We start from the raw sequence: 13884 nt of genomic DNA, 5'->3' as shown, positions 1-13884 counted from the left end.
ATTTCCCCGGCGCGCCTGCTCGCGGCTGCATGCTGCCGTGTCCCACTGGGCGTGCCCGGCTCGACCATGAAGGGACGCCCATGACTGCGATAGGCCAGGACAGCCTGAACACCCGCTCGACCCTCGACGTCGACGGCAAGAGCTATGATTATTACAGCCTCGCCAAGGCTTCCGAGCAGCTCGGCGACATCAGCCGTCTGCCCTTCTCGATGAAGGTGCTGCTGGAGAATCTGCTGCGCTTCGAGGACGGCAAGACCGTCACGCGCGAGGACATCCAGGCGATCGTCGACTGGCAGAAGACCCAGCGCTCGGATCGCGAAATCCAGTATCGCCCGGCCCGCGTGCTGATGCAGGACTTCACCGGCGTGCCGTGCGTGGTCGACCTCGCCGCGATGCGCGACGCGATCACCAAGCTGGGCGGCGATGCGGCCAAGATCAATCCGCAGGTTCCCGTCCACCTCGTCATCGACCACTCGGTCATGGTCGACGAGTTCGGCACGCCCAAGGCCTTCGAAGATAATGTCGACCTCGAATATCAGCGCAACATGGAACGCTATGAGTTCCTGAAGTGGGGCTCCAAGGCGCTCGACAATTTCTCGGTCGTGCCGCCGGGCACCGGCATCTGCCACCAGGTGAATCTGGAATATATCGGCCAGGCCATCTGGTCCTCGACCGAGAGCGGCGAGCACGCCAAGGGCGCAGCCACCATCGCCTACCCGGACACGCTGGTCGGCACCGACAGCCACACCACGATGATCAACGGCCTGGGCGTGCTCGGCTGGGGCGTCGGCGGGATCGAGGCGGAAGCCGCGATGCTGGGCCAGCCCGTGTCGATGCTGATCCCCGAAGTCGTCGGCTTCAAGCTGACCGGCAAGCTCCAGGAAGGCATCACCGCCACCGATCTGGTGCTGACCATCACCCAGATGCTGCGCGCCAAGGGCGTGGTCGGCCGTTTCGTCGAGTTCTACGGCCCCGGCCTGTCGTCGATGACGCTCGCCGACCGTGCGACGATCGCCAACATGGCGCCCGAATATGGCGCGACCTGCGGCTTCTTCCCGATCGACGACAAGACGCTCGACTATATGCGCCTGACCGCGCGGTCGGACGAGAATGTCGCGCTGGTCGAGGCCTATGCCAAGGCGAACGGCTTCTGGCGTCATGACGATGCCGCCGACCCCGTCTTCACCGACACGCTGGAACTCGACATGTCGACGGTCGTGCCGTCGCTGGCCGGGCCCAAGCGTCCGCAGGACAAGGTCGTCCTCACCGAAGTCGACGACGTGTTCAACGCCGACCTCGCCAAGGTGTACAAGAAGGATGCCCCTGCCCGCGTCGCGGTCGACGATCGTGGCCATGACATCGGCGACGGCGACGTCGTGATCGCCGCGATCACCAGCTGCACCAACACCTCGAACCCGAGCGTGCTGGTCGCCGCCGGCCTGGTCGCCCGCAAGGCGAACGCGCTGGGCCTGAAGCCCAAGCCCTGGGTCAAGACCTCGCTGGCGCCGGGTTCGCAGGTCGTGACCGATTATCTCGACAAGGCGGGCCTGACCGCCGATCTCGACGCGATCGGTTTCAACCTGGTCGGCTATGGCTGCACCACCTGCATCGGCAATTCGGGTCCGCTCGCCGAGCCGATCTCGAAGGCGATCAACGGCAACGACATCGTCGCCGCGAGCGTGTTGTCGGGCAACCGCAACTTCGAGGGCCGCGTCTCGCCCGACGTGCGCGCCAACTTCCTCGCCTCGCCGCCGCTGGTCGTCGCCTATGCGCTGAAGGGCACCGTCACGCAGGACATGCGTGAAACGCCGATCGGCCAGGGCAAGGACGGCCAGGACGTGTATCTGAAGGACATCTGGCCCTCGAACGAGGAAGTTCGTTCGCTGATGGATGCGAACATCGACGACGAGATGTTCCGTTCGCGCTACGGCAATGTCTATGCGGGCGATGCCAAGTGGTCGGCGATCGAAGTGACCGGCTCGGACACCTATGCCTGGCCCGCCGCGTCGACCTATGTCGCCAACCCGCCCTATTTCGAGGGCATGGAGATGACGCCGAAGCCCGTCACCGACATCATCGAGGCCAAGCCGCTCGCCATCCTGGGCGACTCGATCACCACCGACCACATCAGCCCGGCCGGTTCGATCAAGGCCGACAGCCCGGCAGGCATCTTCCTGCAGGAGCATCAGGTCGCCAAGAAGGACTTCAACTCCTATGGCGCGCGTCGCGGCAACCACGACGTGATGATGCGCGGCACCTTCGCCAATATCCGCATCAAGAACGAGATGGTGCCCGGCGTCGAAGGCGGCATGACCAAGTATGAAGGCGAAGTGATGCCGATCTATGACGCCGCGATGCGTCACAAGGCCGACGGCACGCCGCTCGTCATCGTCGCGGGCAAGGAATATGGCACCGGCTCGTCGCGCGACTGGGCGGCGAAGGGCACCAACCTGCTCGGCGTGCGCGCGGTCATCACCGAGAGCTTCGAGCGTATCCACCGTTCGAACCTGGTCGGCATGGGCGTCCTGCCGCTTCAGTTCGCCGAGGGCGTGACCCGCGAGACGCTGAAGCTGGACGGCAGCGAGACCTTCACCATCCAGGGTGTGGCGAACCTTCGTCCGCGTCAGGATGTCGAGGTGATCCTGGCCCGCAAGGACGGCTCGACCGAGACCTTCCTGACCAAGTGCCGCATCGATACCGTCAACGAGCTGGAATATTTCCTGAACGGCGGCATCCTGCAGTACGTGCTGCGCAACCTGGCGGCGTAAACCGCTACCGGGATGCGAAAAGGCCCGCTCGGAGCGATCCGGGCGGGCCTTTTTATTGGTGGGTCTTCCCCCTCCACCACCCGGCTGCGCCGGGCGGTCCCCCTCCCCAAGCGAGCTTGGGGAGGAATTCCATCGACCAAAATCCTCCCCAAGCTCGCTTGGGGAGGGGGACCGCTCGCGATAGCGAGTGGTGGAGGGGCATCAGCCCATCGCTATAAAGAATTCCCCGTCCGTCCGACGAGGATAGGGTCTCAGCCCTTGGGCCGCAGCGACTTGCGAAGGGCGGTTTCCCGCTCCAGCCGCTCGAGCAACGTCTCGATCGACTCTTCCCCCCGGTCGGGCCGGGGCAGTGCGGCCCCCTGCTCCACCGGCTTGTCCTCGCGCATCGGCGAGATCGGCATGGGTTCCTTGGGCTGTGGTGGCACGGGCCGGGCCGCGACCGGACGGACCGGCTCACGCGGGACCGACAGGATCGCGTCGGGGTCATAGGCTGATAGCGGCTGGTCGAGGTCGGCGGGCAGCGTGCGCTCGACCGTCTCGTCCTCGACGGGCGGCGGCGGTGCGCCCAGTTCGGCGGCATGGAGCGGGCGGCGCGGCGGCGCGTCGGGATGACGATCCGATCGACGGACAACCGGCACATAATCCTCCGAATCGTCACCTTCGGCACGGACCCGCCTGGCCAACAGGCCACCCGGCCCCCAGAGCAGATAGACGACCGCCCAGGCGATCGCCCCCGCCCCCAGCCCGGCGACCAGGGCCAGCAGCCCCCGTGCTTTCATGCCAAGCGGCGGCCGCGCGGCCGACAGAATGTCACCCAGTCCCAGTTGCGCGACCAGCGACTCCAGCCGCCAATCGGGCACGATGATCACCATGAAGGCCAGGAACACACCGACAGCCCCGCCGATCCAGGCAGGTCCGAAACGATGGTGGGAAGGCGTGGCGGTGAAGGTCATAGGCGTTGGGTCGGCGCCCCGTGTAGCAATCGATGGTAAACAGGTTCGTAACGCCGAATGTTCGACGCCCAATTGCGTTCTTTTTCAACAAAGTCCCGCCCTGCGACACGCCGGGCATCCCAGCCGCTGCGATCGGCGAACAGGCCCGCCAGCGCATCGGCGATCGCCGCAGGATCGTCGGGCGCGAACAGCGTGCCCGTGCGCCCATTTTCGATCAGCTCGCGATGGCCGCCAACATCCGATGCGGCGACCAGCCGCCCCTGCGCCATCGCCTCCAGCGGTTTCAGCGGCGTGACCAAGTCGGTCAGCCGCATCTTCTTGCGCGGATAGGCCAGGACATCGACCAGCCCATAATAGCGCTCGACCTCCTGATGCGGCACCCGCCCGACAAAGCGGATCGCCGCGGCGACAGAGGAAGCCTCGGCCTGCGCCCGCAGCGCCGCCTCCATCGGACCGCCGCCGACCAGCAGCAGCCGCGCCTTGGGCCGGGCCGCGACCAGGCCCGGCATCGCGGCGATCAGGTCGTCCAGCCCCTCATAATCGTAGAAACTGCCGATGAAGCCGACGACCTCGGCATCGGCTAAGCCGAGTTCCGCCGCCAGCGCCGGGTCACGCGGCGCGGGCGTCCCGAACAGCCCCAGGTCGACGCCGTTGGGCGAGACGATGATCTTGTCCTGGGGCAGCCCCCGCGCGATCAGGTCGCGGCGCAGCCCTTCGCAGATGACGGCAATCGCGTCGGCGCGGCGACAGGCCCAGCTCTCCAGCGCGCGGGTCGCGCGGTAACGCGCGCTGCCCTCGACCCCGGTGCCGTTGCCGACCGCCGCATCCTCCCAAAAGGCACGAATCTCGTAGACCAGCGGCAATCGCCGCCGCCTGACCACCGCCAGCCCCGCCAGCGCGTCGAGCACGGGCGAATGGGCGTGCAGGATATCGGGCCGGAAAGCGGCCACCGCCCGATCGATCGCCCGAATCTGAGTCGCCAGCCCGGCCGCCTCGCCGATCCAGCCCCGCTGGGCCGGTGCCGCCCCCGAAACGGGGGTGCGGTAGAAGGTCAGGCCGTCGATCATCTCGACCCCATCCTCCCCTGCCCCCTGGCGAGGGCCGGTCACCGCCGCCACCGCATGGCCTTCGCCCGCCTGTGCCTTCAATATGGCACGGGTCCGAAAGGTGTAACCGCTTTGCAACGGCAGGCCGTGATCGAGGATATGCAGGATACGCATGACGTGGCACCTGTCATGCCAGCCCTTAACGCCGCGTCAACCGCCGGTTTATAAGCAGGGCACGACACAGGCGTTAAGGGTTTGCGAAAACGGGCGATGATCGACAGCTTTGCCCTTTTCCTGTCCCACTGCCTGATGCTGATCGCGGCGTGGCGCCTGCTCGGGCGGCGTGAGCTGGATCAGGAGGGCGAGGTCCGTCCCACCGCCAGGAGGCGCGGCGACGATGCGTGACCTGTTCCTGATCGGGTTCCTGTTCAGCCTGTTCGCAATGGGCCTGCGACGCCCGTTCCTGATGGTGCTCGCCTATATCTATATCGACATGGTCTCGCCGCAGCGGCTGACCTATTATCTGCTCAACTCGGTGCCGATCTCGCTGATCGCGGTCATCGCGGCGGTCGGCGGCTGGGCCTTGGCCGATGACAAGCGGGACTGTCGGTTCACGGTGCGGCAGGGGGCGATCCTGCTGCTGCTCTTCTATTGCGCGATCACCACCTTTTTCGGCGCCGACTTCCCCAGCGAAGCCAGGGAAAAATGGGACTGGGTGTGGAAAGCGCTCGCCTTTGCCGCCTTCCTGCCGCTGACGCTGCGCACCCGGTTGCGGATCGAGGCGCTGCTGCTGTTCATGCTATTGTCCCTCTCCTCGATCGTCATCGTGGGCGGGGTCAAGACGCTGTTCAGCGGGGGCGGGTATGGCGAGTTGAACCTGATGGTCCGGAGCAATTCCGGACTATATGAGGGCAGCATCATCTCGACGGTCGCGGTTTCGGTGGTCCCGATCATCGTGTGGATGATGCGATATGGCACGATCTACCCGCCCGACTGGCGGGTACGAACGTTCGGGGCGGGTCTGATCTTCGCCTGTCTGCTGATCCCTGTGGGCACCTCGGCGCGGACGGGATTGCTGTGCGTCGGATTGCTTGCGGTGCTGATGCTGCGCGACGTGAAGCGGCGGCTCCTCTATATCGGCGCACTGGCGGCGGTGGGCGTCGCGGTCGTGCCGCTGCTGCCGTCCTCCTATACCGAGCGGATGAACACCATCCGCACCTATAAGGGGGATGCCTCGGCCTCGACCCGGTTGGCGGTGTGGAAATGGACGCTGGGCTATGCGGCGTCCCACCCGTTCGGCGGCGGGTTCAACGCCTATCTTCAGAACAGCGTGCGCTATGACCTGACCACGGTCGAGGGATCGGCACATGACAGCAAGGTCGAGCAGCGGGTCACCACCGACCGCGCCCGCGCCTATCACTCCAGCTATTTCGAGATGCTGGGCGAGCAGGGCTGGCCGGGGCTGTTCCTGTGGCTGGGGATCAATATCGCAGGGCTGATCCGGATGGAGGCCCTGCGGCGGCGATATCGTGATCCCGACGATCCGCTGCACTGGGGCGGGCGGCTGGCGGGCGCGCTCCAGCATGGGCATCTGATCTATCTGCTGGGCGGGGCGTTCGTCGGGATCGCGTACAACCCCTTCCTCTATCAGCTGATGGCCGCCGAGATCGGGCTCGACACCTATCTCTCGCGCCGCTCACGCGAGGAGCGGCAGAAGCCCGCCGCGATCCGTCAGCGGTTACGCCCCGGCCGCCCTACCATTTCCGCGCCGTCGGCGTGATCCCCGCGCCCAGGATATTGCCCCGGATCACCAGCGGTTCGCCCGACCAGTTGCCGACAAAGACCGGCTTGAAATCGACGCCGGGCGCCAGGCGGGCGCGGTTGTTTTCGACCACCAGCCCGGAAGAATCATTCTTCGCCCCCTCCGGCGCGACGGTGATCAGCGTCGAGTGATTGTCCTTGTCGCGGCCGAAGACGAATTCGTTGCCCGCGATCCGCCCCTTCGCGCCGTTCGACAGGTCGATCATATAGTTGGTCATATGGCCATGGCTGTCGTCGAAGCTGCTATCAAGTATCTCGACATTGGGCGCGCGCGACTTGACGTAATGGCCGCCCTGCCCCCGTTCGAAGCGGCTGGCGATGACACGCAAGGACTTGTAGCGCCCCATATAGATGCCGTGCGCGCCATTGCCCGTGGGGTCATGGCCCAGGCCGGAAAAGGTCGAGTGGTCGACCGAGACGGTGCCGTTGGGGTCTTCCGCCGACAGGATGCCCGACTGGCTGTCGAGGAACATCGCATTGCTGACCGTCAGCGGGCCCTTTTCGATGCGGATGCCCGCGCCGTTTCCGTCGCCGACCTCGATATGGCTGAAGACGATACCCTCGACCGAGGCGCCCCGCCCGCGCAGCACCAGCGCCGCTTTCCCTTCGCAGGCGATACGGGTGAAGATCACCTTGCCCGGCTCGGTCGCGACATAGGCGATGCGGCCCGCGCTCTGGACGGCGCATTCGCGGTACGTGCCCGGCGCGATGCGGATCGTGCCCTCGCCGTCACCGATCGCGGCCACCGCCTCCTGCAATGTCGAAAAGCCGCGCCCGCCCACCATGAAGGGCTGCGCGCTGCCCTGCGCAAGGGCGACGCCGGAGGTCAAACCGATCAGCAACAGCGGCAGCAGGCGCATCGACATATCCTGAAATAACAAACGGGCGTCGCATCCTGCCACGCATGGGGCCAGGATGCGACGCCCGTGATCGTCCCGTGACGGGATGCGAGCGCATCCCTCCCCATCTGACGATGGGGAGGATTGGGTTGTTACGCTTCTTCGGTCTCGTCCTCGTCGGCCAGTTCCTCTTCCAGCGCGGTCAGGATCGCCTTGTTGAAGGCGGGGATGTCGTCCGGCTTGCGGCTGGTAATCAGGTTGCCGTCGACCACGACCTCCTCGTCCACCACATCCGCGCCCGCATTGGACAGGTCGGTGCGGATCGAGGGGTAGCTGGTCAGGCGGCGACCGTCGATCACGTCCGCCTCGGCGAGCAGCCAGGGGCCGTGGCAGATGGCGGCGACAATCTTGTCGTCCTCCATGAACTCGGTGACGATCTCGACCGCGCGCTCGTTCAGGCGCAGCTTGTCGGGGTTGCAGGTGCCGCCGGGAAGCACGAGCGCGTCGTAATCGTCGGTGTCGACCTCATCGACGGTCAGGTCGGGGGTCGCGGTCTCGGCCTTGTTGATGTCGCCTTCCATGCCCTGGATCGGATCGGACGTGAGCGAGGCGAGCTGCACCTTGGCGCCTGCGGCTTCCAAAGCCTTGCGCGGTTCGAACAGTTCGACGGTCTCGAAGCCGTCGGCGGCGAGCATCAGGACACGTGCCTGGGAAAGATCGGCCATGATGAAAAACTCCTGTCGGGGAATGGCTTGGGGAGAGCCAGTACCAGAACCCGCGACCGCATCGGCCGTTCCGGAACGAAGCGACCAGCGACGCATTTGCAAAGACGACCCGAGAGAGAGCGATGGCCACCCGATTAGTCTATTGCGATGACAGCAAGCCCGGCATCACCCGGACCAAGGTTCGCGGGCATTGGGCCTATTGGACCGCCAAGGGCGAACGCATCACCGATCGGGACGAGATCGACCGGCTGAACCGCATCGGCCTGCCCCCCGCCTATAAGGACGCCTGGTTCTGCCCGCGCGCCAATGGCCATATCCAGGCGGTCGGCTGGGACGAGAAGGGCCGCAAGCAATATCGCTATCACGCCGATTTCCGCGAGGCGCAGGAGGCGGCCAAATATGAACGCTGCGTCGAATTCGGGCACGCTCTGCCCGCCCTCCGCAAACGCGTCGAGGCCGATCTGAAGAAGCGCGGCCTGTGCAAGGAGCGCGCGGTCGCCGCCGTCGTCCGGCTGCTCGACAACGGGCATTTGCGTGTCGGTAACGAGGCCTATGCCGCGACCAACAAGAGTTTCGGCGCGACCACGCTGCGCAAGCGGCACGGGCAGGTAAAGGGCACCAGCCTGCGGCTCCGCTATCGCGGCAAGTCGGGCAAGATGCGCGACCTGACCCTGACCGACCGCTCGCTCGCCAGCTTCGTGAAGCGGTGCCAGGATCTGGACGAACAGCATCTCTTCGCCTGGGTCGATGACGAGGGCGAGGCCAACCCGGTCAGTTCGTCGGACGTGAATACTTACATCCGCGAGACGACCGGCTGCGACTTCACCGCCAAGCATTTCCGCACCTGGGCCGCCAGCGTCGCCGCGTTCGAGGCGCTGGCGCTGGCCGAGGCGGATCTCAGCCTGAAGGCGATGCTGGAACCTGTCGTCGAAAAGCTGGGCAACACGCCCGCCATCGCGCGCAAATCCTATGTCCACCCCTCGCTGATCGCCTTGGTGAAGGAGGGGCAGGCCGCATTTCGCCAGACGCTCCGCCTGCCGCGCGCGCGGGCCGGATTGAGCCGCATCGAATGCGGCCTGATCGCCTTTCTCGAGGCCGGAACCCCGGCCGTCAAGGCGGCCTGACCGCCCATCTTTTTCAGGAGTCCCCATGGCGACGAGCAATACTTCGCCCAAGGCGCCGATCTTCGACGGCTCGCGCATCCCCAATCAGGTCGAGAGCATCCTCGACGCCACCTATGACTGGGTTCAGGTCTATTGGCTGAAAGTGCTGATCGCGATCGGGGTGGGCGCCGTCATCGTGCTGGCGCTGCTCTGGGTACGCCGGCTGGGCGATCGGCTATGTCGCAAGCCCGGCTTTGCGGGCGGCTGGGGCGTGATCCTGGGTCATGCGATCGCGCGGACCAACCTGTTCTTCATCGTCACCCTCGCCGCCCAACTCGTGTCCGGCTATGCGGGCGCGCCGGGCGAGGTCGCCAAGACGATCCAGTTCTTCTTCACCATCGCCAGCGCCTTCCAGGCCGCGATCTGGGCGCGCGAACTGATCCTCGGCACGATCGAGCATCGCACCCGCTCCGAACATTATTCGGGCGAGGCGCTGCTGTCGGCGATGGGGCTGATCCGGTTGCTGGTCACCGCCGTTCTCTTCGCCATTGCGCTGGTCGTGGTGCTCGACAATCTGGGCGTGAACGTCACCGGCTTGGTCGCCGGTCTGGGCGTCGGCGGCATCGCCATCGGTCTGGCGGCGCAAGGCATTTTCGGTGACCTGTTCGCCGCGCTGGCGATCATCTTCGACCGGCCGTTCCGGCGTGGAGACAAGATCAGCTATGGCAATACCAGCGGCGTGATCGAGTCGATCGGGCTGAAATCCACCCGCATCCGCGCCTTTACCGGTGAGCTTCGGATCATCTCAAACCGGCAGCTGCTGGACAAGGAAATCCAGAATACCACGGTGCGCGATCATGTCCGCCTGTCGTTCATGATCGGCGTCGCCTATGAAACCCCGCCCGAGACGCTGGCGCGCGTGCCCGCCCTGCTGACCGAGATCGTCGAGAGCGAAGGCGGCAAGGTGGCGCGCGCAGGCTTTGAGAATTTCGGGGCCTCCAGCCTCGACTTCGCGCTCCAGTTCGACGTGCCCGGCGACGATTGGGCGACCGCGCACGACCTGCGCAACCGGATGCTGGTCACGCTGATGAAACGGTTCGCGGCGGAGGGGATCAGCATCCCCTACCCCACCCAGACGACCTACACCGCCGCGCCGGACGGGACGCTGGTCATGCCCTATCCGCAGGTTCAGCCGGTCGAGGTGCATAAAGCCAGCTAATCCTCCCCTGCAAGGGGAGGTGGCAGTCCGAAGGACTGACGGAGGGGTGTCACGGTCAGCGGGGACACCCCTCCACCATGCTACGCATGGTCCCCCTCCCCTTGCAGGGGAGGAATAGGTCAGATGCCGCCTTCATCCAGCGACAACAGCGTGGCGTTGCCGCCCGCCGAGGTCGTATCGACCGACACCGCCCGCTCCGCGCAGAAGCGGTACAGGTAATGCGGCCCACCCGCCTTCGGCCCGGTGCCCGACAGGCCTTCGCCGCCGAAAGGCTGGCTGCCCACGACCGCGCCGATCATCGAGCGGTTGATGTAAAGGTTGCCGACCGCCGCTTCCGCCTCGATCACCTCGCCCGCGCGGGCGATGCGGCTATGCAGGCCCATGGTCAGGCCGTAACCCTTGGCATTCACCTTCGCGATCGTCTCGGACAGCGTGCCCGCTTCCCAGGTCGCGACATGCAGGATCGGGCCGAACCATTCCTGGGTCAGGTCCTCCACCCGGTCGAGCCGGATCAGCGTCGGCGGCACGAACAGGCCATCGGCGGGCGCGTCGAGCGTCTTGATCGTCTTGCCCGCCATCTCCGCACGATAGGCCATCAGCTTGTCATAGGCCGCCCGGTCGATCACCGGACCGACATCGGTGGCCGGATTGCCGGTCGTGCCCAGCACCAGCGTCTCCATCGCGCCCTTGAGCATTTCGATGACATTGTCGGCGACATCCGCCTGGACCAGCAGCAACCGCAGCGCCGAGCAGCGCTGCCCCGCCGAGCGGAAGGACGAGGTGATGACGTCCGCCACCACCTGTTCGGGCAACGCGGTCGAATCGACGATCATCGCGTTGATGCCGCCCGTTTCGGCGATCAGCGGCACGATCGGGCGATCGTCATCGGCCACCAACGTCCGCGCGATCCGCTTGGCGGTGGCGGTCGATCCGGTGAAGGCGACGCCCGCGATCCGGTGATCCTCGGTCAGCTCTTGGCCCACATCGGGGCCACCGACCGCGAGCAGCAGCGCGTCACGCGGCACGCCCGCGCGATAGGCCAGTTCCACCGCCGCCGCCGCGATGGCAGGCGTCTGCGGCGCGGGCTTGGCGACGACGGTGTTGCCGGTGACGAGCGCCGCCACCGTCTGACCCAGGAAGATCGCCAGCGGGAAGTTCCACGGTGCGACCGTCGCCCAGACGCCGCGCCCTTCCAGATGCAGCGTGTTGCGCTCGCCTGTCGGCCCCGGCAATTCGACCGAACCGAGCCGCGCGCGCGCCTGCTGCGCATAGTAACGGCAGAAATCGGCGGCCTCGCGCACTTCACCGATGGCGTCGGGGATGGTCTTGAACGCCTCCTGCACCAGAATCGCCATCAGCCGCTCGCGGTCCTGCTCCAGCAGATCGGCCAGCTTTTCCAGCACGCCCGCGCGAGTGTCGAGCGGGGTCGCGTTCCACGCCGGGAAAGCGGCATGGGCGCGCGTAACCAGCGAGGCGACGTCGGCGGTCGCGGCAACCGGCTTCACGGCGGGGGCGTTCACCGCCTTCACCGTCGCATCCAGCGTCGCGATGTCGCTCAGGTCGATGCCGGTCGAGTTGCGATGCCCCGGCGCGAACAGGTCGATGGGCAGCGGGATACTCGGGTGCCGCGCACCGCCCACGGCGGCGATCTTGGCGACCGGATCGGCGAGGATCTCCGCCTCAGTCAGCCGCGCATCGGCGAGCTGATGCACGAAGCTCGAGTTCGCGCCATTTTCCAGCAACCGGCGGACCAGATAGGCCAGCAGATCGCGGTGCCCGCCGACCGGCGCATAGATGCGGCACTTATGCCCCTGCTCGCGCACCAGCCGCTCGTACAGGCCGTCGCCCATGCCGTGCAGACGCTGGAACTCAAAGTCATGGCTGTTGCCCGCCCATTCGAGGATGGTCGCGACGGTCAGCGCATTGTGGCTGGCGAAAGCCGGGCGGATATTCTCGGCCGCCAGCATGTCCTTGGCGACCGCCAGATAGGACACGTCGGTCGCCGCCTTGCGGGTGAACAGCGGATAGTCGGCCAGCCCCTCGACCTGGGTACGCTTGATCTCGCTATCCCAGTATGCGCCCTTGACGAGACGCACGTTCATGATCCGGTCGAGGCCATTGGCCCAGGCGATGACCGCGCGCGCGCGCTTGCCATAGGCCTGCACCGCCATGCCGAAGCCGTCCCAGCCCTTCAGCGCCGGCAGCGCCGCGACGCCGCCGATGATGTCCAGGCTCATCTCCAGCCGCTCGGACTCCTCGGCATCGACGGTCAACGCAATGCCCTTGTCCGCCGCCTGCCGGGCCAGCTGCGCCAGCATGTCGGTCAGCGCGGGCACGCACTCATAAGCGCGCGGCAGTTCGTAGCGGGGGTGGAGCGCCGACAGCTTGACCGAAATCGAATGTCCCGCCGCCGGGTCGGAGCCCACGGCGTCGATCGCCTTCACATAGGCCTGGAAATAGCGCTCGGCATCCTCATGCGTGCGCGCCGCCTCACCCAGCATGTCGAAGCTGGCGGTGAAGCCCTTATTCTCGGGCTTCTTCATGCGGCGCATCGCTTCCTCGATGGTGCGGCCCATCACGAAGATCTCGCCCATCATGCGCATCGCGGCACCGACCGCCTGCCGCACGAACGGCTCGCCCGCGCGCGACAGCAGCCGCTTGAGCGGCCCCGCCTCGCCCTCGCCCACCAGCGCGCGCCCGACGACCAGACCCCAGGTGGCCGAGTTGACCAGCTTCGACGCCGAGCGCCCGGTATGCGCGCGCCAATCCGCCTCGCCCAGCTTGTCGGCGATCAACAGGTCGGCGGTCTCGGGATCGGGCACGCGCAGGAACGCCTCGGCGAGACTCAGCAGCGCGACACCCTCGGACGAGTTGAGGCGATATTCCTGAAGGAACTGGTTCACCCAGCCGCGATTCTGCGCCGCCCGCAGATCGGCGAGCAGGCCGGAGGCATGGCCCATGATCCGCTCGCGCGCTTCCGGGGTCGCCGCGGCGCGGTCGAGCAGCGGCTTCAGGACATCGGGCTCGGGCGCGCGGTATAGCGATTTCATGGACTTACGCGCGTCGGCGGTAACGGCAGAGGTCATAAGGTCTTATGTCCAGTCGGGCGGCCCGGCGCGGTTGGATCGCGCCGTGAGCCGCATGGCGATGCTGTGATGGACCAGCGCTTAGCGGGAAATATGGGGAATGGGTATCGTTTGATACGATATATGGCGCTGTTCGCGTTTGCCATCGGAATTGAAATTTTGACGCTATTGCCGTATATGAATCGCAGGCGAGGACATCCGCCTTTCTGTAGAGCCCCGGTCGCGGCTACGACCGGGGCTCAAATCCTTTGGGGCTCGGGCGGCTACCCGAGCCCCGCCGGGCACCTTACCTGTTGCGAACGTCGATAATCTTCACGACCAAAG

The 13884-nt window shown here is 66.2% G+C and carries 10 protein-coding genes; 5 read left to right on the top strand and 5 right to left on the bottom strand.

Features of this window, described 5'->3' with window-relative positions:
* The first annotated feature begins 80 nt into the window (after positions 1-80).
* A complete protein-coding gene (acnA, locus tag U1H82_RS01090) occupies positions 81-2768 on the top strand; it encodes an aconitate hydratase AcnA (protein WP_322963079.1) in 2688 nt (895 codons plus the stop codon).
* Positions 2769-3019: 251 nt separating this feature from the next.
* Here the strand turns inward: acnA and U1H82_RS01085 are convergent, their stop codons facing one another.
* Positions 3020-3721, bottom strand: a complete 702-nt coding sequence (locus tag U1H82_RS01085) for a hypothetical protein (RefSeq protein ID WP_322963078.1) — start codon at positions 3719-3721, stop codon at positions 3020-3022.
* The gene (locus U1H82_RS01080; RefSeq protein ID WP_322963077.1) at positions 3718-4941 is read right to left on the bottom strand and encodes a TIGR04063 family PEP-CTERM/XrtA system glycosyltransferase; all 1224 of its coding nucleotides are present in this window, start codon (positions 4939-4941) and stop codon (positions 3718-3720) included. Before U1H82_RS01080 ends, U1H82_RS01085 begins: the two co-directional genes overlap by 4 nt.
* 96 nt (positions 4942-5037) lie before the next feature.
* On the opposite strand from U1H82_RS01080, the gene U1H82_RS01075 reads away from it, so the two are divergent.
* Positions 5038-5172: a hypothetical protein gene (locus U1H82_RS01075; protein ID WP_322963076.1), complete on the top strand. Its 135-nt coding sequence runs from the start codon at positions 5038-5040 to the stop codon at positions 5170-5172.
* Entirely contained in the window at positions 5165-6547 is a 1383-nt protein-coding gene (locus U1H82_RS01070; protein ID WP_322963075.1) for a putative O-glycosylation ligase, exosortase A system-associated, read from the top strand. The genes U1H82_RS01075 and U1H82_RS01070 overlap by 8 nt, the downstream gene beginning before the upstream one ends.
* Here the strand turns inward: U1H82_RS01070 and U1H82_RS01065 are convergent.
* Positions 6522-7448, bottom strand: coding sequence for a right-handed parallel beta-helix repeat-containing protein (locus tag U1H82_RS01065; RefSeq protein WP_322963074.1), 927 nt, complete (start codon positions 7446-7448; stop codon positions 6522-6524). The genes U1H82_RS01070 and U1H82_RS01065 overlap by 26 nt on opposite strands.
* A 131-nt stretch (positions 7449-7579) precedes the next feature.
* Entirely contained in the window at positions 7580-8152 is a 573-nt protein-coding gene (locus U1H82_RS01060; RefSeq protein WP_322963073.1) for a type 1 glutamine amidotransferase domain-containing protein, read from the bottom strand.
* A gap of 122 nt (positions 8153-8274) precedes the next feature.
* Between U1H82_RS01060 and U1H82_RS01055 the strand changes: the two genes are divergently transcribed.
* Both U1H82_RS01055 and U1H82_RS01050 read left to right on the top strand, forming a co-directional pair.
* Entirely contained in the window at positions 8275-9276 is a 1002-nt protein-coding gene (locus tag U1H82_RS01055) for a DNA topoisomerase IB (protein WP_322963072.1), read from the top strand.
* Positions 9277-9301: 25 nt separating this feature from the next.
* Positions 9302-10474, top strand: a complete 1173-nt coding sequence (locus U1H82_RS01050) for a mechanosensitive ion channel family protein (RefSeq protein WP_322963071.1) — start codon at positions 9302-9304, stop codon at positions 10472-10474.
* Between the two features lie 119 nt (positions 10475-10593).
* On the opposite strand, the gene U1H82_RS01045 is transcribed toward U1H82_RS01050, so the two are convergent.
* Positions 10594-13524 (bottom strand): L-glutamate gamma-semialdehyde dehydrogenase, encoded by a 2931-nt coding sequence (locus U1H82_RS01045; RefSeq protein WP_375339491.1) that lies wholly within the window; start codon positions 13522-13524, stop codon positions 10594-10596.
* Positions 13525-13884 lie beyond the last annotated feature (360 nt).

Origin of the sequence: Sphingomonas fuzhouensis (genome assembly GCF_034659795.1) — a bacterium.
GTDB classification, from domain to species: Bacteria; Pseudomonadota; Alphaproteobacteria; order Sphingomonadales; family Sphingomonadaceae; genus Sphingomonas; species Sphingomonas fuzhouensis.
The sequence above is the reverse complement of the archived record's forward strand: the minus strand, read 5'-3'. Positions and strand labels throughout refer to the sequence as shown.

Coding starts and splice junctions, on each gene's coding strand:
- U1H82_RS01070 (WP_322963075.1), top strand. CDS start 5,165: ATGCGTGACCTGTTCCTGATCGGGTTCCTGTTCAGCCTGTTCGCAATG.
- U1H82_RS01075 (WP_322963076.1), top strand. CDS start 5,038: ATGATCGACAGCTTTGCCCTTTTCCTGTCCCACTGCCTGATGCTGATC.
- U1H82_RS01065 (WP_322963074.1), bottom strand. CDS start 7,448: ATGCGCCTGCTGCCGCTGTTGCTGATCGGTTTGACCTCCGGCGTCGCC.
- U1H82_RS01085 (WP_322963078.1), bottom strand. CDS start 3,721: ATGACCTTCACCGCCACGCCTTCCCACCATCGTTTCGGACCTGCCTGG.
- U1H82_RS01060 (WP_322963073.1), bottom strand. CDS start 8,152: ATGGCCGATCTTTCCCAGGCACGTGTCCTGATGCTCGCCGCCGACGGC.
- acnA (WP_322963079.1), top strand. CDS start 81: ATGACTGCGATAGGCCAGGACAGCCTGAACACCCGCTCGACCCTCGAC.
- U1H82_RS01055 (WP_322963072.1), top strand. CDS start 8,275: ATGGCCACCCGATTAGTCTATTGCGATGACAGCAAGCCCGGCATCACC.
- U1H82_RS01080 (WP_322963077.1), bottom strand. CDS start 4,941: ATGCGTATCCTGCATATCCTCGATCACGGCCTGCCGTTGCAAAGCGGT.
- U1H82_RS01045 (WP_375339491.1), bottom strand. CDS start 13,524: ATGAAATCGCTATACCGCGCGCCCGAGCCCGATGTCCTGAAGCCGCTG.
- U1H82_RS01050 (WP_322963071.1), top strand. CDS start 9,302: ATGGCGACGAGCAATACTTCGCCCAAGGCGCCGATCTTCGACGGCTCG.